A 17,799-nucleotide genomic window follows, 5' to 3' on the forward strand; every position below is an offset into this window, starting at 1 on the left:
GCATCAGCCGCGCAGCAGCACCTCACGCAGCGCGCCATACGCCGGCGCGCATGCCTCGGCCCGCGCCGGCCGCTCCAGCAGCGCGGCCAGGGCTGGCGGAACCGGCAACGGCCGGCCGATCAACGGCTCCACCACCGACTCGAACTTGGCAGGATGCGCGGTGGCCGCCACCGCCCAATGCCCCTGCACGCCGGCAGCCCGCAGGTGCTCCAGTCGCGCCACCGCGGTCGCCGTGTGCGGGCAGAACACCTCGCCATGCAGGTCATGGCGCCGCTTGATCACTTCGCGGATCGCCGCATCATCCACGGCTTCGGCCGTGAACGCGCCCCGCAGGGCCACGTCATCGTCGTTGTACAACCACCGCAGCCGCTCGAAATTGCTGGGCGCGCCCACGTCCATCGCATTGGCGATGGTCGCGACGCTGGTCTGCGCCTGGTAGGCCTCGCCGTGGAAATAGCGCGGCAACACATCGTTGGCATTGGTCGCCAGGGCGATCTGCCCCAGCGGCAGCCCCATCGTCCGCGCCAGGATGGCCGCCATCGCGTTGCCCAGGTTGCCGGTCGGAATCACCAGATTGAGCACGTGGCCGGTCTGCGCCTGATGTAGCAGTGCGGCGTGCGCGTAGTAACTCATCTGCGGCAGCCAGCGGCCCAGGCTGATGCTGTTGGCCGAGCTCAGCGGCACCGCGTCCTGCAGCTCACGATCGCCCAGCGCCTGCTTCACCATCGCCTGGCAATCATCGAAGGAACCTGCCACCCGCAGCGTGTGGATGTTGTCGCCGAAGCAGCCGAGCTGATGCGCCTGGCGCGGCGAGACGCGGCCATCCGGGTACAGCACGACGACGCGGATCCCCGGCTGCCGATGGAAGGCAGCAGCAACCGCCGCGCCGGTATCGCCCGAGGTCGCCACCACGATCGTCAGCGGGCGCTCGCGCCCCTGCTGCAACCGGGCAAGACAGGCCGCAAGGAAGCGCGCACCGAAATCCTTGAACGCCGCCGTGGGGCCATGGAACAGCTCCAGCACATGGTCATCGGCGGTTGCTAGCGCGCGCAACGGGGCATTGAAATTGAAGGCCTGCGCGCAGAGTTCGGGCAGCACCGTTTCCAGGGCATCGTCCTGGAAGTACGGTGCAAGCACTGCGGCCGCGGTCTGCGCGAAGCTCGCCTGCGCTGACCAGCTCTGCAACTGCGGGCGGTGTTCGGGCACATACAGACCGCCATCCGGGGCAAGGCCTGCGGCAAGCGCCTGGCTGAGCGAGGTGGCGGGAGCAGCGTGACGCGTGGAGACAAACTTCATCGGAGATCCCAAAGTAGAAAGAGTGGAGGCGTCACAGCAGTCGGGCGGCAGGAGCATTCAAGGGCGACACCCAGCTTTGGCTGTCGAAGCCTGCCTCGGCGAACGCCTGCTGGACCGCGGCCTGCGCCGCGAGTGCGGCCTCGCGGTGTTCGAACCAGGCAAACACGCTTGGCCCCGCGCCGGAAATGCTGGCGCCCATCGCCCCGGCGGACAGCGCGGCATCGCGCGCCGCCGCAAAGCCGGTGATCAGCCCGGCACGGCGTGGCTCCACCAGCACGTCGCGCAGGCCCGCCCGGACCAGCCCGGCATCGGACGTGTAGCAGCCACTGAGCACGAGTGCCAGGTTCGCGCTCTGGGCGACGAACTCGCTCAGCGCGTAATGCCCTTGCAGTGCAGCGCGTGCGCGGCGGGTCTCCAGCACCGCATCCGGATGCACCAGCAGGCTGTGCCACGCCGCCGGGACCGGCACCGGCACCAGGCGATCGGCCGTGCTCAGTACCAGCCCGCCCAGCAGCATCGGCCCGAGGTTGTCGCCGTGGCGGCCGCCACTGGCCACCGCCTCGCCAGTCAACGCGAACGGATACAACGCTTCGCGCGACAACGGCTGCGGCAACAGCGCATTGGCGGCCACCAGCGCCGCCACGCAGGAGGCGGCCGAACCGCCCATGCCCGAGCCCAGGGCGATGCCCTTGTCGATCTCCACCGCAAAGCCGAAGGGCAGATCCAGGGCGGCACGCAGCGCGATCAGCGCGGCACCGGCGGTGTTGTCCTCGGCCGCCAGCGGCAGGTCGAGCGTGGTGCCGCGGATCGCGTGGATACGAACCACGGGCTCGTCGATCCGGCGGACCGTGACCGTATCGCCAACGCCTTCGATCGCGTGGCCAAGAATATCGAACCCTACCCCCACGTTGCCGACCGAGGCCGGTGCGAACGCACGTGCTTCAGTGCTGCTGCCGTGACTCACAGGCGCGCTCCTTCGCCCACCGCCACGCGCAGCACATCGGCGAACACGCCCGCGGCGGTCACCTCCGGCCCGGCACCCGGGCCCTGCACGACCAGCGGGTTATCGCAGTAGCGGCGCGTGGTGAACTGCACCACGTTGTCGGTCAGGCGCAGGTTGGCGAAGGCATGCCCCGCCGGCAGCGCGACGAGTCCTACTTCAGCGCCGTCGGGGGTCAGGCGTGCCACGTAGCGCAGCACCGCACCCTCGGCCCTGGCGACGGCCAGCCGCTCGGCAAACACCGCATCGATCTGCGGCAGGCCGGCCATGAAATCCTCCACGCTGGCCTGGCGCAGCGCTTCGGGCACCAGGCTCTCCACGCGCACCTGCTCCAGGCTGAGTTCACGGCCCGCCTCACGCGCCAGGATCACCAGCTTGCGCGCGACATCCACGCCGGAGAGATCATCGCGCGGGTCCGGCTCGGTGTAGCCCATGCCACGCGCCTGGCTGACCAGATCGGAGAATGGCACCTGGCCATCGTATTTGTTGAACAGCCACGCCAGCGTGCCGGAGAAGATGCCGTCTATCGCCAGCACCTCATCGCCGGTATCGACCAGGTCGCGCAGCGTGGTGATGACCGGCAGCCCTGCCCCCACCGTGGCCTCGTAACGGAAGCGCGCGCCACTGCCGGCGGCCGCCTCGCGGATCGCGTGATAGCGCTCCAGCGGACCGGCGCCGGCCTGTTTGTTCGGGGTGACCACGTGGATGCCCGCGGCCAGCCAGCCGGCATAGCGATCGGCCACATCGGCGCTGCCACTGCAATCGATGATCAGCGCGTGCGGCAGGTGGGCAGAGAGCAGATGCTCGGTGAACGCCTCCAGGTCACTCGGCTGCGCCGGGCCGGACAGCGCCGCGCGCCAGTCGCCCTTCAAGCCCCGTTCGTCCAGCACCATGCGGCTGCGCGAGGCCACCGCACGCAGGCGAAGATCCACATTGGCGCGGCCCAACAGCTGCACCTGGGCGGCCTGCAGCTGATCCAGCAGGGCCGCCCCCACGTTGCCCGGGCCGATCACACCGACCGAGAACGTCTGCGGCGACAGCCAGAAGCCGGCATGCGCCGCACGCAGGGCCTTGGTCGCATGGCGGCTGTCCACCGCCACGGAGATGTTGCGCTCGGACGAGCCCTGCGCGATCGCCAGGATGTTCACCTGCGCGCGGCCCAGCGACTCGAACAGGCGCGCAGCCACGCCCGGCTGCCCGGCCATGCCGTCACCCACCGCCGCCAGCACGCTCACGTTGTCGGTCAGCTGCACGCGCTGCACCTGGCCCAGGCTCAACTCATGCGCGAACGCCTGCAGCAGCGACTCACGCGCACGTACCGCCTCGGCCTGTTTCACCACGCAGCAGATCGAGTGCTCGGAAGACCCCTGCGAGATCATCACTACCGACACATGCGCATTGCGCAGCGCCGCGAACACCCGCTCCGCCGTGCCAGGCACGCCGATCAGGCCGGTGCCTTCCAGGTTGATGACCGCCAGGTCCGGGCTCAAGGTCAGGCCCTTGATCGGGCCGGAGGCGGTACGCTCGGCGGTGATGCGTGTTCCCGGATGGTCCGGGTGGAAGGTGTTGCGGATGATGATCGGCAGGCCGCGCTCGATCGCCGGCGACATCGTCTGCGGGTGCACCACCTTGGCGCCGAAATAGGCCAGCTCGCAGGCTTCGTCGTAACTCAGGGCTTCCAGCTGGACCGCCTCGGGTACCACCCGCGGGTCGGCGGAGAGCACGCCGTCCACATCCGTCCAGATATGCAGCTCATCGGCATTGAACAAGGCGGCGAAGATGGCGCCGGAATAGTCGCTGCCGTTGCGGCCCAGCGTGGTGATGCGGTCCTGGCGGTCGCGGGCGACGAAGCCGGTCGCCACGATGCGCGATTGCGGATGCTGCAGTCGCCACTGTGCAAGGCGTTCAGCGCTGCGCACCCAATCCACGTCCACACCCAGTTCGCCGCGCTCGATCACCAGCACATCGCGCGCATCCAGCACGGCGCAGTCTTCGCCAAGCGTCTGCAGGTACTGGCCCAGCAGCTGTGCCGAGTACACCTCGCCCATGCCCTGCACCCGGTCCAGCACTTCGGTGGGCAGGCCACCGATCACCGCCAGCGCGCCCAGCACCTCGGCCAGCTGATCGAAGCGCTGGTCCAGCCATTCCACCGTCGCGCCGGCGTGTTCGCCCAGCAACGCCACTGCGGCGCCACGGTGGCGGGCACGCAGCGCATGCCAGTGCTCGCGCCAGGCCGAGCCGTCTTCGGCCGCCAGCGTGGCCACACCGATCAACGCATCGGTGACGCCCTTCATCGCCGATACCACGGTGACCTGCATCGCCTCGTCACGCGCCAGCAGCAGCTGGGCCACGTGACGATAGCGCTCGGCATCGGCGACCGAGGTGCCGCCGAACTTGTGGACGACGGTCGCCACCCCGGCACGCGAGGCGACGGAGACGGCAGGCTGGGCGGAGGGTGGAGCGGAAGCGGCGACAGAAGACATGCTGACCTCGATGCGAGGCCCCGCGGCATATCAGGCTTGAGAGTTTCCCCCGCCACCTGATCTGGGTGCGGGGCCGTGGTTTTCGGAAATTACGCGAAGACGACGGGCCGCACCGGGCGAGTGGTGGCGGTGGTAATGATGGTGGTACCGGTCGACACGGTCTGCCCGCCCGCGGAGGCGGGAAGGAGCAGCTGGACGTGGGCGGCGGTGATGACCATGGGCCAAGAGAACTACGCCGCCGCCCTGCTTGTCAAGTGCTGCGGTGCAAAAGATCGCGGCACGTAAACCGCCGCGATCGTCGGCGAAACAGTTGCGATTGTGACCATCCAGATACAGCAAGGGCTGCCCTATCCCACATGCTCGGCCACTGCGGCAGGCGGACGATGTGCATGCGCGCACATCAGCACGCCGGTGATCAGGCAGACGATGGCCACGGTTTCCATCAGGGTCGGCCAGCGCTGCTGCCAGGCAAACCCGTACAGCAGCGCGAACAGCGTTTCGAACACGATCATCTGGCCGGTCAGGGTCAGCGGAAGGTGGCGGCTGGCACGGTTCCAGCAGGCGTTGCCGAGCACCGAAGCGACCACCGCCACGCCCGCACTGATCAGCCAGAAGCTCAGCCACGCGCCGGGCGCATGCACCGTGGTGCTGGTCAGGAAGGCGCTGGGCACCAGCACCAGGGCGAGGCCGCCGGTGGTGATGCCGGTCAGCAGCGACCAATCGTGCCCGGACAGGTCCGGCCGGCGCGCCAGCCAGCGGCTGTTGCCGATCGAGTACACCGCCCAGGACAGCAGCGCGCCGATCGCGCACAGCAGGCCCAGCAGGCGGCGCCCGGCAGAGCCCTGTGCGTGCTCGGCCATCAAGGCCTCATAGCCCACCAGCGCCACGCCAAGCAGGCACAGCAGCAGCGCCGGCGCCAACCGCCGCAGTGGCACGGCGCCCTCCTCGCGCACGCCGGCCAGGGTCACCACCACCGGGATCAAGCCCACGATCAGCGATGCGGCCGCGCCGCCGGCCCACTGCACAGCATTGGCCAGCAGCAGGAAGTACACCAGGTTGCCGGCCAGGCTCAGCCACAACAGCCCACGCCACTCGGGCCAGGCAAGCCGGTCCTTGAGCTGCCGCCAGCGCGGTGCCAGCAGCACCACGGCGATCAGGCCGTAGACCAGATAACGGCCAGCCGAGAGCTGCACCGCATTGAAGCTGTGCAGCATCGCCGGGGCCAGGAACACCACGCCCCACAGCGCGCCGGCGGCGATGCCGTTGGCGATGCCCACTCCCATCGATCGATTCATTGCGGCTCACGCATGTGCATTGGCCGCGCAGTGTAGAAGCCGCGCCCGGCGGCGTCTTGACCCAGGCTACTGCCGCCGGAAGGCCTGCGGGGTCAGCCCGGTCTCCCGGCGCAGGGCGCGGGTCAGCGCGCTGTGCTCGGAGTAGCCGGCATCGAGCGCGATCGTGGCGATGCTGTCGGCACTGGTCAGCAAGCGGTGCTTGGCCCAGCGCAGCCGGCAGGCACTGAGCCAGGCGTGCGGCGGCACGCCGAACTCCTGCACGAACGCTGCATGCAGGCGGCTGGCACTGATGCCGACCAGCGCGGCCATGCGGGCCACGTTCCAGTCCGCGCCAGGGTTGGCGGACAAGCGGGTGCACAAGGCATGCAGACGCGCCGCGCTGCCGGCGGGGGCGTACTGCTGCAGCAGTGTGGCCAGCAGCGCATCGCTGCCCTGCGGCGGCGTGCCGGACAACCCCTGCCGCAATCGCTTCGGCAGGGCCAGCCAACGCTGCCGGCGCAGATGTTCCAGGGTGTCATCATCGATCAGCCCGGCCGGGCAATCGACGATCAGCATCAGATGCTCGCCATCACCGGTCTGCGCATGCCCCTCGCCGGGCGCCACGAAGGCCCCCTGCAGCACATCCAGCCGGCCGCCGAAGGCGTCGACTTCAAACTCCAGATCACCGCGCAGCGGCAGCACCCATTGCGCAAAGTCATGCCGGTCCACATCGCTGGACGTTCCGTAACACCGCAGGTGGCAAGCGCTGGCAAGCATGGCGATAGTCTGCGCGCGGGGCGAAGGGCGCTGCAAGCCACCGCATCCGCGTACCATGGCGGCCGACCCGTACAACATGGAGCGTTCACCGTGGCCTGCAGCATCGTTCCCCTCAGTGACCGCCCCGACCTGCTACCCGTGCTGGCCCAGTGGTATTTCCAGGAGTGGGGAAGCCACGTACCGGGCCTGACCCTGCTCGATGAACAGCAGCGGCTGGAAGTCTTCCTGCAGGACGACGAGTTGCCCCTGCTGCTGATCGCCCTGGACGACGGGGTTCCGGTCGCCGCGGCGCAGCTCAAGTTCCATGAACGTACCGAACGCCCCGAACGCCTGCACTGGCTGGGGGGCGTCTACGTGCATCCGGCGCACCGCGGGCGCGGCCTGGCCGAGACGGTCATCAGGGAGTTGCTGGCACGCGGCCGTGCGCTCGGGGTACGCGATGTCTACCTGCAGACCGAAGCCGATGATGGCGGGCTGTATCGCCGCTTGGGCTGGGCACCGCTGGAATCGCTGCAGCATGCTGCCGGCATGCCGGTGCGGATCATGGTACGCAGCGTCGCCGCCGACCGCATCGACTGAACGCGCTGCTGCGGCAGCCCGGTGGGTAGTGAATGAATGCGTGGCCGATGAACGGCGTCAGCGGAAGCGCACCGGCTGCGGCGCCGGACGGTCGGCCAGCGAGCCGAGCGTGAACGTGTACCCGGCCTCCTCCAGCAGCTTGCGCATGCGCAGCTCGGCGCGCTTGGGATAGGCGAGCGAGGTGGGGGCATGCAGCGCGTAGGAGGTCGATTTCCCGGGCAGCGTTTCGCGGGTCACCGAAGACTGATTGGTCTCGCACGCGTTGGCCCACAGGTCCATCAGCACCTTCGGGCCGATGGATTGATTGTTGCTGAGACGAAGCGTCAGCCAACGCATGTGTTCCATGACAAATCCAAGCGGCTCTTTGTCCCGAGTATGCACCAATTCCCCCGCTACCGTTCGGGGCCGTCCGGTGCGCTGGCGGCCACCGGCGGTGTCGGGCAAAAACGAACAGCCCCGGCAGGGCCGGGGCTGTTCGGGTACCGCTTCAGGAAGCGGGCCACTGGCGACCGTGGGGGAATCGCCAGCGCACCGCCTGCCTGAAACTCAGTGCTTCATGGCGTGCTTGCGGTCGCGCATCACGGCATGGCATTCCTGCACCTGCGGCAGCAGGCGCTGGACTTCCTGGCGCGCGGCCGGCGAGGTGTCGGCGTCGGTCAGGGTGTCCTTGAACGCCTTCAGCAGGCGATCTTCGGATTCTTCCAGCTCGGCCACGTAGCCGTACTGCTTGTCGCCCAGGGTGGCGCGCACCTTGCCGTAGAACTGCTGCATGGAACCGACGAAGGTGCCATGGTCGGCCGGCTTGCCGCCGGCGGCGACAACGGTGGCGCTCAGCGAGCGGACGATCTCGTTCTTGACACCGGCGATACGGGTGAAGAGCGCCGCCAACTCGGCATCTTCGACCTTGCCTGCGGCCTCGGTGTAGAACTCCTGGCCATCGCGGGCGATTTCGATCAGGTCGTTCAAGTTATGCGCGGTCTTCGATTCGGTATTCACTGCGATGTACTCCTGTTGGTCCGGTTTGACCCGTGTGTTGTTGTCGGGGTGAGTCGACTTTTCCGCATTGGCCATGAAGTCGGCGTGACACTGAAATGCGAGTGTTCAGCGAGCTCAACGCACTGCGCGATGGATGTGCACGGCGCGTCGTCGAGGCGCGAAATGCGTGTTACTTCCCTGCCCGCCTGCGCTTGATCAAGGACAGACATTGCCCGGCAATGGCGGTGAGCAGAATCAGGGAATTGGTCACGACGAAGACGAGCGATCCGGTTGCCGCGCTGTAGGCGATGAACAAGACCGAGGCCGTGATCTGACCGACGAACAACCACGTCGATACCGCTTCGGGATCGTCAGCCACCCACTGCTTCCAGATCTGCCGCCACAACGTGGCGATCAGCACGGCCGTCGCCGCCCAGCCAAGCAGGTCAATGCTTTCCATCAACGCGCCAGCAACGACAGCGGCGCCGCGTCGCCCACTACCACCTCGTCCGTCGCCAGGCCCACACGCTGTTCCAGCCGACGCAGGAACTCGCTGAAGCCATGCGGTGCACGGGCGTGCCGACGTGCGCTGGTCATCACCCGCGGGCTGGCCAGGCGCGCCACCTGCATGCCGGCACCGTGCATGGCCTGGATCAGCGCGACGTCCTCACCGGTTGCCAGTGGCGCAAAGCCGCCGCATTGCCGATACGCCACCGCGCTGAAGCCCATGTTCGCGCCGTGTACATGCGGATGCCCGTCCACTGCATGCTCGCCCTGCAGGAACTGTTCGCGCACGGCCTGCGGATAGTCCAGCCAGTCACCCACGGCCACCACGCCACAGAACGCGCTCGCACCGCATTGCAGCTGGCGTGCAAGCCAGTCCGGCGGGACCACGCTGTCGGCATCGGTGCAGCCGATCCAGCGGGCGCCCAAGGCCAGGGCGCGCTCACTCGCCGCCGCGCGCGCGACGCCGACACAGCCGGCATCCACCGTGATCACCTCGACTCCGAAGCGCTCGCAGATCCACCCGGTGGCGTCGCTGCAACGATCCAGCGCCACCACGATCACCACCTGCTCATCGCGCAGGGCAGGATGCAGCGCAGCCACCTTGAGCGACTGCAGGCAGGCTGCGATCAATTGTTCTTCGTTGTGCGCAGGAAGGGTCACCGCGATCATCGCAGGCCCTCCCGCTCCGCCACCGAGGTGGTATCGGCCGACCAGCCTTCCAGCAGCATGTCCTCGTCACGATAGGAAAACAGCCGTGGCAGGCAGTCATCCAGCTGGCCATGCACGAAGCTGGCGCTGCAGCGTGCCTGCTCGAACGGCACACGCCAATGACAGGCGATCACCACGCCCTGCGGCGTGAGTGACCGCACCACCTGCGCGGCGGTTTGCTGCATGTCCTCCGGCGACAGGTAGTAACCCATCTCACCAAGCACAATCAGATCGAAGCGCCCCGCCGGCCAGTCCTGCGGATGACGCGCCTGCTCGATGCTGACATGCGCATGGCGCCGCGTCATCGCGCGCGCGGCCAGGACCGCGCCTTCGCTCAGGTCGGTCGCGAGCAGTTGATCGCAGCGCTCGGCCAGAGCGGCGGTAAGCACTCCGTTGGAACAGCCCAGCTCCCAGCCACGAGCGAAGCGCTCCTGCGGCAGGCTGGCCAGGGTGAGCGCGCGCTTGCGCTGCTCATACCAGCGGGTGCGGTACTGGAAGGGATCGTCCTTCTCGTACAGCGCGTTGAAGTAGGCTATATCACTCATCCGATCAGTACCTCGTAGTTCCGTTCGAAGCGCTGCAGCACGGCGGCCGGCAGGATGGGGTCGCAGTCCAGCCCCTCCACCGCGCCGGTCTGGGTCACGAATTGCTGGATGGCGTCGCGCTTGCGGTCCAGCAGGGCGTCATCCAGCGCAACACGCGTGGCCGACGCCCAGGCCGTCGGCGCCGCCTGCGGGTCCAGCCAGTGCCAGCCCCACACGGGATATTCCTTCAGGTTGGCGCCGCACTCATTGCATGCCTGGAGGCACGCACGCGCCACGGCCTCATGGTCCGGATGGCCATCGAAACGCCACGGCGCCAGCACCAGATCGTCCGGCTGCAGCACGGCCCCCAACTGCGCGGCGATCCATGCCTCATTGGCCGTTACTTCGCCATCGCCGATGTGCCAGGAAATCCGCTCAGCACCTGACAAGCCCAGGCAATGGAGCGCGTCATCCAGCTCTGCCGCACGGGCGGTTCGCAACCGCTCGGGCGACCATGCCGGTTGGTCGGGATAGCACGCCTCGCCATCGGTGACCGAGACCACCATCACCCGCAGGCCGGACTGGTGTGCCAGTGCCATCAGGCCGCCGCAGGCCAGCACTTCATCGTCCGGGTGCGGGGACACCACCACCAGGCGCTGCGCATCGCCGAACAGCGCGGTAGCGGATGCACGCGGCAGCGTCTGCAGCCAGCGCGATGCCGCCCACTGGGCTTCGGTGACGCCGCCGCCTTCAATCTGTCGATTCACAGCGTCCACGTGCGGCCCTCGCGATGCATCAGGTTGCCAAGGTGCTGCCAATCGCGGTCGGCGTGGCTCTGGCGGATGAAGACCGTCAGGTCGGCCCAGCGCCGGGCGTGTGCCGGGTCCATGCACATCGGCCCTGGCCCCAACGCCCTGCCCACGCGGTCCAGCGTCAGCGAGGCAGCCCGCTCCACCGCGCTGCGTGCCCGCACGATCTCGCGCTGATGCGGCAGCCCGGGTTGTGCATCGATCAACGCGGCCAGCTCGCGCAGCAGCGATGCACAGGGCGAGAGCGCCAGATCGATTTCGCCGAGCAGGCCGGATGCCGTACCCGGCTCATCGGCCCGTGCGCTGCGCAGCAACGGCTCGGCCAATGCACTGGCGCCACCGAACCAGCACGCCGCGATGCCCGCGCCGCCGTGCCAGAAGCCCGGGCGCTGCAAATAAGCATCCGCCGCCCCGACCTCCACGGCCGGCACCTGGTCAAAGCGCGCCGTGCCACTGGGAACGCGCCCCATGCCCGTGGCCTGCCACGTCTGTGGCAGGAAGCTCACATTGCCCCGGCGCACGGGCACCAGGAACAGACGCGAGCGACCGTCATCGCGCACCGTCACAAGGGCATGGTCGACCCAGCCGGCGCCGGAGCACCACGGCTTGTCACCGGACAGCGTGCCGCTGGCCCGATCAAAGCGCAGGGTGGCCGCCGGTCCTTCGGCCGCCCACACGGCGCCCAACCGATCCCGGTCCGGGGCGGTTGCGCCCAGTTCTTCCAGGATCGCCTGCGCGTCATAGTGCGCTTCAAGCACTTTGGCCAGACATAGATCGCGGGCGGCGATGTGCGCCAGCGCCTGCCAGCGCACCAACGTATCGCCGCTGCCGGGACGCGGCAGCGACGGCTGGTGCTCGATCCACGTGCGGGCCTGGGCCTGCAGGTCATCGCCATCGGTCACCGGTTGGGGATGCTCCGGCGGCACAAGAGAAGCCACGGCATTCATATCAGGGCGTCAGGATCACCTTGCGGCAATCCTCCTCTTTGCGGTCGAAGATCTCGTAGCCACGCACGGCGTCTTCGAGCGACAGGCGGTGGGTCACGATCACGCCCGGATCCAGCCGGCCTTCGCCGATATGGTCGAGCAGCTCGGGCATCAACTTCTGCACATGGGTCTGGCCCATCTTGAAGGTGAGGCCCTTGTCGAACGCATCGCCAAGCAGGAAGCCGTGAATGAAGCCGGCATACACACCCGGGATGCTCACCGTGCCACCGCGACGCGTCGCCGCGATGCACTGACGGATCGCCACGCCGCTGCTGCCTTCCACCTTGAGGGTGGTCAATGCTGATTCCAGCGCACTGCCCTCGGCTTCAAAGCCGACCGCCTCGATCGTGGCATCCACGCCGCGGCCATTGGTCTGGGTGATGATGTACTCCGCCGGGTCCTCGACCTGGGTGAAGTCGATGGGGGTCACGCCGTAGGTCTGCTGCGCGAAGGCCAGGCGATACGGCAGATGGTCGACCATGAAGATCGTTTCCGCCCCCAACAGGCGGCAGCACGCCGCACTCATCAGCCCGACCGGGCCCGCACCGAAGATCGCGACCGTGGAACCGGGCTTCACCCCGGCGTTGATGGCGGCCTGGTAGCCGGTCGGCAGGATGTCGGAGAGGAACAGCACCTGCTCATCGGCGAGCGCATCCGGAATGCGCAGCGGACCGACATTGGCCTTGGGCACACGCACGAACTCCGCCTGCCCGCCCGACACGCCGCCATACAGATGGCTGTAGCCAAACAACGCCGCCGGGGGGCGGATGCCCTTCTGGTTTACCGCCGCGCCCTTGCCGGTGTTGGTCGTCTCGCAGGCCGCGAACTCGGCGAGACGGCAATGGAAGCATTCACCACAGGCGATCACGAACGGAATCACCACGCGATCGCCCGGGCGCAGATCCATCACCCCGGCGCCCACCTCCTCCACCACGCCCATGAACTCATGACCCAGCACGTCGCCGGTATGCAGATCCGGGATCTTGCCGCGGTACAGATGCAGATCCGAGCCGCAGATCGCCGTGGCGGTCACGCGCAGGATGATGTCGTCGGGGGCGGCCAGCGCCGGATCCGGCACGGTATCGACCCGTACATCCTTGCTGCCGTGGTAAGTCAGTGCGCGCATAGCAAACTCCGTTGTCCAAGTACCTCTGTGGTACGTGGTACGGCGTGGCAGCGTCGTGACCGCCCCGTGTGCGGCGTGTCTACCCCGCCAGAGGGGCCGCGCTGCAGCTCCGGCACGCGGGGCGCTCGCCAGTGCGCGAGGACTGAATCATTCATTCTGCTGCGGCGGCAGGCGCCGCTCGCACTGGTCGTTACTCAGCCGGCGGCGCCGAGGGTGTTTCCGGATCCGGCGGCAACTCCTGCGGCGGCGAGGCAGGCGCGGGATCACCCTCCGGTGGAATTTCCTGCGGCGGTTCCTGGGCAGGCGGATCACCACGGCCGGGCGCTTCCACTGGCGGCGTGGGTGGCATCGGGTCCGGCGTGGGGTCCGGCACCTGGGCGATCACGCTCTCCAGTGAAGAGGTGGATCCACTGCGTACTGTCGTGTCCATCGCGCATGTTCCTTCTGAAGGGCTGAGCTCGACGCTACGCGGCGCGCCGTCAACATCCAGCGACGGCGCCGCTGCCGGGCGAACGCCTCGGCTCAGTCATCGCCTTCGGAACGGCGCTTGTTCACCGTGATCTCGCCGGAGGTTTCCAGCACCGCCAGGTCCACCTGCCCGAAGCCCTCGCAGCCGTTGGCGCGCATCGCCACCTCCAGATCGGCCGGGCTGACATTGCAGCGTTTCACCTGGTCCCAGTAGATCGTGCCGTGCCGCGCCAGCACTACCGGCACCCCTTCCACGATTTCGTTGAGGCGCTTGCTGCGCGCGCCCAGAAAGCCGACGAACCAGTTCAGCCCGATCAGGGTGGCAGCCAGGATGAGCCCGCCGGGCAGCGAGGTGTCCTCACCGATCAACGAGTTCTGCACGGCCGTGCCCAGCAGCACGATCACCAGGATGTCGAACGGGGTGGATTGCCCCATTGAGCGCTTTCCGCTCATGCGGGTCAGCAACAGCACCACCACGTACACCGCAACCGCGCGGACGACGAACTCCCACCATTCCATTCCCAGCTCGAACATCGCATGCATGGCTGCAGCCTCCGTGTGGCGAGGTCTGGACGATAGGAACTCCCGGGTGAAGCCCATGGGAGCACCCGCCCTTCACAGGACACCTGCCGCTTCGTAACAGCGGCAGGGCTAGCGTCGGGGCATCACCGCCCTACCCGTTTGCGCAGGAGATATGCCATGCAGCACGACAAAATCCCGCCCGCCTCCACCGAAGACGCCCATGCCACCCACAACTGCCCTCCGGCGGACGGCAAGGTCGACAAGCAGCGCACCTCGGAGAACCACGACGAAGCGCTGGAAGAGACCTTCCCTGCGAGCGATCCGATCTCCCCGTTCGTTGCGGCCAAGCCGCCGAAGGATGACAAGGACGAAAAAGATCCGGATGCGGCGCGGCTGAAGACGGAGAACGAGGGCTACAACCAGCACGGCCACGGCAAGGGTGGCAAGGCAGGTGAAGGGGAACCGGATGGCGTGCGCGAGGACGACGGCATCACCCAGCCGAATTTCGGCCAGGGTGGGACGTCGGGCAAGCAGACGCTGGATCGCTGACCAAACAAGGACATGTCATGACCACGACACCGCAAGCCCCGGCTACGAAAGAAGATGACCAGCAGAAGAGCCATACCCCGGACAAGCTGAGGAACGATGACGCCCGGTGGAAGGACAAGGACATGCCAGAGGCGGAGCATGGGGCGACGCCTGAGGATTATGAGCGGCCCGGGAAAGTCTGAGGTCTGAAGTGACGGACCGCCTAAGCCCGTCACTTCACGACAAGCGCGATAAAACCTTCCGCCAGCAGCGTCCTACAACCCTGAAAGGGCAAGGATGGTGACCCCGGCCCGATTCGAACGGGCGACCTTCCCCTTAGGAGGGGGACGCTCTATCCAGCTGAGCTACGGGGCCGTGCGCGGCGTGAAGGATACAAGGAAACCACCCCTCCTGACCACGCCGGCCAATCAACCACCGTTGTACGGGGCCCATCAGGCCAAAAGCTGAAGATGCCACCAGCATGCAGTGAGGCGAGTTCCCCCACGTGATCGGCGTGAAGAAAAGTCGATGCGAACCCTTGCCGTGCAGCTTTGTCAGGCACTCAAGGCTTGGCGCGCCGCATCCGACCATGGGCCAGCGTAGCCCCCGTCATCCCTTGAGTGCTGAGTAGCCAACCCCACACGGGCGCCGACCGACTCCAATCGCCTTCAGCCCCACGTCGTTGAAATCACCTATGCCAGTGAGCGAGCTCGAGCGGTATCCTATGAGTGTCACGGCAATCAAAACTGACAACAACACTCCGTGTCGTAGCATCTCGGCGCCGAAACCCCGCGCTCTGCCTGTTCGCAGACGGGTCATAACTGCCCTGAAATGTCCATACATTCCTTGAGATGCCCTGCAGGGCATCTCTTCCAAGCAGCTGAGCAACGAATGAAACTTCGGATCGCCTACTCCGGTTTAACCGGAAGCCAGAATTCCTACACCCAAAAGATGTCCGAGGCGTTCAGCTCTTATGGCGAAGTAGCCGATCTGCCTGCAAAAATGGCATTCGTACGCGCCCCCCTAAAGTTCCTGAGAAAGTACGACGTTGTGGTATTCAACTGGATAGAGAACAAGATTGTAAACCAAAAGGGAGGGTGGTCTCCCTTGGGTGTATTGAAGCTGGCCGGTCTCATCGTCTACGGAAAGCTTCTCGCAAGAAAGACGATATTTGTACGCCATAATAATTACCCCCATGCTGCCGCCGCCAGCGCTGGGGAACAAATGCGCAAGTTCCTGGACCACGTCGAAATCTTATTTGACGACTGCGTCACTCACTCCGGCCATAACTCAAACGAAAGACGGAAATACGTCCCACATCCGTTGTATCACGACAGGGCCCCTGAAGTAGCACATTCGAATGACGTCTACTTCGTCGTCTTCGGAAGAATCGAACGCTATAAAGGCATTCACGAGCTAATCAAAAGTTACACGCTTGAGCAAAAGCTTGTAATCGCCGGACCCTGTCACGATCCCCAGTATAAAGCGGAACTAATTAGGCTCTGCGATAATCGCAACATTGACCTTCGCATAGGTTTCTTATCAGATGATGAAGCAAGTGCACTAGTAGCCAATTCACTTGGCCTCCTGCTTTCCCATAGCGGCAAGGACATGATCGCCACCGGCAGCTACTTTTTCGCAGCAGGCCTTGGGATTCCCGTATTTGCGGTTGAGACGCCGTTCTTGAAATGGCTTGCAACCGAGCTTCAACAACCAGGAATTCACCTTGCGGAAAATCCAGCCGATCTTGCAAATCATGTGTCCACCGCAATGCCTCCGAATCGAGGATTGATCCGGGATGCGGCGCAGCTGCAATTTGGACCTGCTTCTGTAGAACGCGCACTTAAAGACCTGCTTTCACGCAAGAACAAATAAAATGAGCAAAATCTATCGCGCGATCGCCCGAAGCATGGGTGGCAGGTACCTGACGTATGCCGTCCAGTTTGCGTCATTGATGATCCTGGCACGCCTCTTCAGCCCTGAAGTGTTTGGGCTGGTTGCATCAGTACAGGTGTTCTATCTTTTCTTTCAGCTCCTGGCGGACGGAGGGCTTGCTCCTGCCGTCATTAGTCTGGATGCGCTGGAAAAAAGGGACAGGGATGGAATATTCGGGCTGACCATTGTCGCCGGTCTGATCCTCGCCGCCGCCTTCCTGGCACTCACACCAGCAATAACGTACTTCTACGAGGCAAATGCACTAAGTAGCGTAGTTCCATACATCTGCATAGCGCTCATATTCAATACGATGAGCATCTTCCCAATTTCCGCACTTCAGCGCCAGCAGTCCTTCTATCAGCTTGCGGTGTCTGGCGTTGTGGCAGAACTCATCGCACTTACAACCGTACTGATCGCGCGCTCTTCAATAGAACCACTTCACGCGCTAGCCCTCCGGCTACCAGTGTACTCATTCGTGAACTACGCAACAGTTCATTTCTTTACGAAATGGACCGACTTTGGGCGCCCCAGGCCCGGAGCGCACTTCTCTGCGGTCAGGCCGTTGCTTCGTGTTTCAGGCTTTCAGATGGCATTCAATGCCCTGAACTATTTCTCAAGAAATCTCGACAAAATTCTGATCGCGAAACACATGGGCGCTGCCACCTTGGGCATCTATGACCGATCATATTCGCTCATGCGCTATCCGTTGCAGTTGCTGACCTTTGCAATGACTCCTGCGATACAGCCGGTACTGCGCTCACACAGCAATGATCCTGACTATGTGCGAGGCATCCACACCGATCTCGCGTTCAAGTTATCCCTTCTGTCCCTGGCATGTGCGGCAGGCATCTATTTCATGGCCGAGACGATCGTGGTTGTAGCTTTCGGGAAACAGTGGATAGCATCGGTACCAATCATCAGGCTGCTTAGCCTCAGCATCCCGGTACAGGTTGTCCTTTCGACGAGTGGCAGCTTCTTCCAAACCTTTAGGCGCACCGATCTAATGTTCATGTGCGGTGTCTTTTCCGCGATTACCAATGTGGGCGCCATCATCTGGGGAGTCTCGACTGGTAGCGTTGAAATGCTCTGCTGGGCGCTCTTTGTATCTTTTCACATTAACTTTCTTCAGGCCTACTACCTCCTCCATCGCAAAGTACTCAATGGCGGACTGGGCGCGTTCATGCTCAAGCTTGCCCCCGCGATGTCGGGTGTTCTGATCTTGGCTGCAGTTGAGCTTTATAGAGGCTAACGTGCGTAGCGCTACCCCTGATCTGTCGGCTGGCAGGCTGCCAGGCTGGCAGG

At 65.5% G+C, this 17,799-nt stretch carries 20 protein-coding genes and 1 tRNA gene; 5 read left to right on the forward strand and 16 right to left on the reverse strand.

Annotation, left to right across the window (positions count from 1 at the left end; all coding sequences use genetic code 11):
- Positions 1-3: 3 nt before the first annotated feature.
- From thrC to ORK51_RS11700, 5 genes are all read right to left on the reverse strand, one after another.
- The gene (gene thrC, locus ORK51_RS11680) at positions 4-1,296 is read right to left on the reverse strand and encodes a threonine synthase (protein WP_266085014.1); all 1,293 of its coding nucleotides are present in this window, start codon (positions 1,294-1,296) and stop codon (positions 4-6) included.
- Between the two features lie 31 nt (positions 1,297-1,327).
- A complete protein-coding gene (locus ORK51_RS11685; protein ID WP_070427262.1) occupies positions 1,328-2,260 on the reverse strand; it encodes a homoserine kinase in 933 nt (310 codons plus the stop codon).
- Positions 2,257-4,779: a bifunctional aspartate kinase/homoserine dehydrogenase I gene (thrA, locus tag ORK51_RS11690; protein WP_266085015.1), complete on the reverse strand. Its 2,523-nt coding sequence runs from the start codon at positions 4,777-4,779 to the stop codon at positions 2,257-2,259. Before thrA ends, ORK51_RS11685 begins: the two co-directional genes overlap by 4 nt.
- A gap of 347 nt (positions 4,780-5,126) precedes the next feature.
- Positions 5,127-6,074 (reverse strand): DMT family transporter, encoded by a 948-nt coding sequence (locus ORK51_RS11695; protein WP_266085016.1) that lies wholly within the window; start codon positions 6,072-6,074, stop codon positions 5,127-5,129.
- 66 nt (positions 6,075-6,140) lie between these two features.
- Entirely contained in the window at positions 6,141-6,830 is a 690-nt protein-coding gene (locus ORK51_RS11700) for a helix-turn-helix domain-containing protein (RefSeq protein WP_070427259.1), read from the reverse strand.
- Positions 6,831-6,920: 90 nt separating this feature from the next.
- Between ORK51_RS11700 and ORK51_RS11705 the strand changes: the two genes are divergently transcribed.
- Entirely contained in the window at positions 6,921-7,409 is a 489-nt protein-coding gene (locus tag ORK51_RS11705; RefSeq protein WP_266085017.1) for a GNAT family N-acetyltransferase, read from the forward strand.
- A 57-nt stretch (positions 7,410-7,466) separates the two neighbouring features.
- Here ORK51_RS11705 and ORK51_RS11710 read toward each other — a convergent pair whose 3' ends face one another.
- The 10 genes from ORK51_RS11710 to ORK51_RS11755 all read right to left on the reverse strand — a co-directional run bounded on the left by ORK51_RS11710 (position 7,467) and on the right by ORK51_RS11755 (position 14,055).
- The gene (locus ORK51_RS11710) at positions 7,467-7,754 is read right to left on the reverse strand and encodes a hypothetical protein (RefSeq protein WP_046272599.1); all 288 of its coding nucleotides are present in this window, start codon (positions 7,752-7,754) and stop codon (positions 7,467-7,469) included.
- A gap of 201 nt (positions 7,755-7,955) precedes the next feature.
- Positions 7,956-8,405, reverse strand: a complete 450-nt coding sequence (locus tag ORK51_RS11715; protein WP_019183020.1) for a PA2169 family four-helix-bundle protein — start codon at positions 8,403-8,405, stop codon at positions 7,956-7,958.
- 169 nt (positions 8,406-8,574) lie between these two features.
- Positions 8,575-8,844, reverse strand: a complete 270-nt coding sequence (locus tag ORK51_RS11720) for a hypothetical protein (protein ID WP_266085018.1) — start codon at positions 8,842-8,844, stop codon at positions 8,575-8,577.
- Positions 8,844-9,560 (reverse strand): glycosyltransferase family 2 protein, encoded by a 717-nt coding sequence (locus tag ORK51_RS11725; protein ID WP_266085019.1) that lies wholly within the window; start codon positions 9,558-9,560, stop codon positions 8,844-8,846. Before ORK51_RS11725 ends, ORK51_RS11720 begins: the two co-directional genes overlap by 1 nt.
- Entirely contained in the window at positions 9,557-10,144 is a 588-nt protein-coding gene (locus ORK51_RS11730; protein ID WP_266085020.1) for a class I SAM-dependent DNA methyltransferase, read from the reverse strand. Before ORK51_RS11730 ends, ORK51_RS11725 begins: the two co-directional genes overlap by 4 nt.
- A complete protein-coding gene (locus tag ORK51_RS11735; RefSeq protein ID WP_266085021.1) occupies positions 10,141-10,890 on the reverse strand; it encodes a PIG-L deacetylase family protein in 750 nt (249 codons plus the stop codon). Before ORK51_RS11735 ends, ORK51_RS11730 begins: the two co-directional genes overlap by 4 nt.
- Positions 10,887-11,879 (reverse strand): acyl-CoA dehydrogenase middle domain-containing protein, encoded by a 993-nt coding sequence (locus ORK51_RS11740; protein ID WP_266085022.1) that lies wholly within the window; start codon positions 11,877-11,879, stop codon positions 10,887-10,889. Before ORK51_RS11740 ends, ORK51_RS11735 begins: the two co-directional genes overlap by 4 nt.
- A 1-nt stretch (position 11,880) precedes the next feature.
- Entirely contained in the window at positions 11,881-13,044 is a 1,164-nt protein-coding gene (locus tag ORK51_RS11745) for a zinc-dependent alcohol dehydrogenase (protein WP_019183026.1), read from the reverse strand.
- A 190-nt stretch (positions 13,045-13,234) separates the two neighbouring features.
- Positions 13,235-13,474, reverse strand: a complete 240-nt coding sequence (locus tag ORK51_RS11750) for a hypothetical protein (RefSeq protein ID WP_070427253.1) — start codon at positions 13,472-13,474, stop codon at positions 13,235-13,237.
- Positions 13,475-13,566: 92 nt separating this feature from the next.
- The gene (locus ORK51_RS11755) at positions 13,567-14,055 is read right to left on the reverse strand and encodes a DUF421 domain-containing protein (protein WP_070473017.1); all 489 of its coding nucleotides are present in this window, start codon (positions 14,053-14,055) and stop codon (positions 13,567-13,569) included.
- A 156-nt stretch (positions 14,056-14,211) separates the two neighbouring features.
- On the opposite strand from ORK51_RS11755, the gene ORK51_RS11760 reads away from it, so the two are divergent.
- Both ORK51_RS11760 and ORK51_RS11765 read left to right on the forward strand, forming a co-directional pair.
- A complete protein-coding gene (locus tag ORK51_RS11760) occupies positions 14,212-14,583 on the forward strand; it encodes a hypothetical protein (RefSeq protein ID WP_046272592.1) in 372 nt (123 codons plus the stop codon).
- Positions 14,584-14,600: 17 nt separating this feature from the next.
- The gene (locus ORK51_RS11765) at positions 14,601-14,765 is read left to right on the forward strand and encodes a hypothetical protein (RefSeq protein ID WP_019183030.1); all 165 of its coding nucleotides are present in this window, start codon (positions 14,601-14,603) and stop codon (positions 14,763-14,765) included.
- A gap of 95 nt (positions 14,766-14,860) precedes the next feature.
- Here the strand turns inward: ORK51_RS11765 and ORK51_RS11770 are convergent.
- Positions 14,861-14,937, reverse strand: a tRNA-Arg gene (locus tag ORK51_RS11770).
- A 516-nt stretch (positions 14,938-15,453) separates the two neighbouring features.
- On the opposite strand from ORK51_RS11770, the gene ORK51_RS11775 reads away from it, so the two are divergent.
- Both ORK51_RS11775 and ORK51_RS11780 read left to right on the forward strand, forming a co-directional pair.
- Positions 15,454-16,437, forward strand: a complete 984-nt coding sequence (locus ORK51_RS11775) for a glycosyltransferase family protein (RefSeq protein ID WP_266085023.1) — start codon at positions 15,454-15,456, stop codon at positions 16,435-16,437.
- Position 16,438: 1 nt separating this feature from the next.
- On the forward strand, positions 16,439-17,746 hold the full coding sequence (locus ORK51_RS11780) for an oligosaccharide flippase family protein (RefSeq protein ID WP_266085024.1): 1,308 nt from the start codon (positions 16,439-16,441) through the stop codon (positions 17,744-17,746).
- Positions 17,747-17,799: the final 53 nt, after the last annotated feature.

Source organism: Stenotrophomonas sp. RIT-551, assembly GCF_026241915.1.
GTDB classification, from domain to species: Bacteria; Pseudomonadota; Gammaproteobacteria; order Xanthomonadales; family Xanthomonadaceae; genus Stenotrophomonas; species Stenotrophomonas bentonitica_A.

Coding starts and splice junctions, on each gene's coding strand:
- ORK51_RS11720 (WP_266085018.1), bottom strand. CDS start 8,844: ATGGAAAGCATTGACCTGCTTGGCTGGGCGGCGACGGCCGTGCTGATC.
- ORK51_RS11725 (WP_266085019.1), bottom strand. CDS start 9,560: ATGATCGCGGTGACCCTTCCTGCGCACAACGAAGAACAATTGATCGCA.
- ORK51_RS11695 (WP_266085016.1), bottom strand. CDS start 6,074: ATGAATCGATCGATGGGAGTGGGCATCGCCAACGGCATCGCCGCCGGC.
- ORK51_RS11765 (WP_019183030.1), top strand. CDS start 14,601: ATGACCACGACACCGCAAGCCCCGGCTACGAAAGAAGATGACCAGCAG.
- ORK51_RS11760 (WP_046272592.1), top strand. CDS start 14,212: ATGCAGCACGACAAAATCCCGCCCGCCTCCACCGAAGACGCCCATGCC.
- ORK51_RS11775 (WP_266085023.1), top strand. CDS start 15,454: ATGAAACTTCGGATCGCCTACTCCGGTTTAACCGGAAGCCAGAATTCC.
- ORK51_RS11745 (WP_019183026.1), bottom strand. CDS start 13,044: ATGCGCGCACTGACTTACCACGGCAGCAAGGATGTACGGGTCGATACC.
- ORK51_RS11710 (WP_046272599.1), bottom strand. CDS start 7,754: ATGGAACACATGCGTTGGCTGACGCTTCGTCTCAGCAACAATCAATCC.
- ORK51_RS11730 (WP_266085020.1), bottom strand. CDS start 10,144: ATGAGTGATATAGCCTACTTCAACGCGCTGTACGAGAAGGACGATCCC.
- ORK51_RS11780 (WP_266085024.1), top strand. CDS start 16,439: ATGAGCAAAATCTATCGCGCGATCGCCCGAAGCATGGGTGGCAGGTAC.
- ORK51_RS11755 (WP_070473017.1), bottom strand. CDS start 14,055: ATGCATGCGATGTTCGAGCTGGGAATGGAATGGTGGGAGTTCGTCGTC.
- thrA (WP_266085015.1), bottom strand. CDS start 4,779: ATGTCTTCTGTCGCCGCTTCCGCTCCACCCTCCGCCCAGCCTGCCGTC.
- ORK51_RS11740 (WP_266085022.1), bottom strand. CDS start 11,879: ATGAATGCCGTGGCTTCTCTTGTGCCGCCGGAGCATCCCCAACCGGTG.
- thrC (WP_266085014.1), bottom strand. CDS start 1,296: ATGAAGTTTGTCTCCACGCGTCACGCTGCTCCCGCCACCTCGCTCAGC.
- ORK51_RS11750 (WP_070427253.1), bottom strand. CDS start 13,474: ATGGACACGACAGTACGCAGTGGATCCACCTCTTCACTGGAGAGCGTG.
- ORK51_RS11700 (WP_070427259.1), bottom strand. CDS start 6,830: ATGCTTGCCAGCGCTTGCCACCTGCGGTGTTACGGAACGTCCAGCGAT.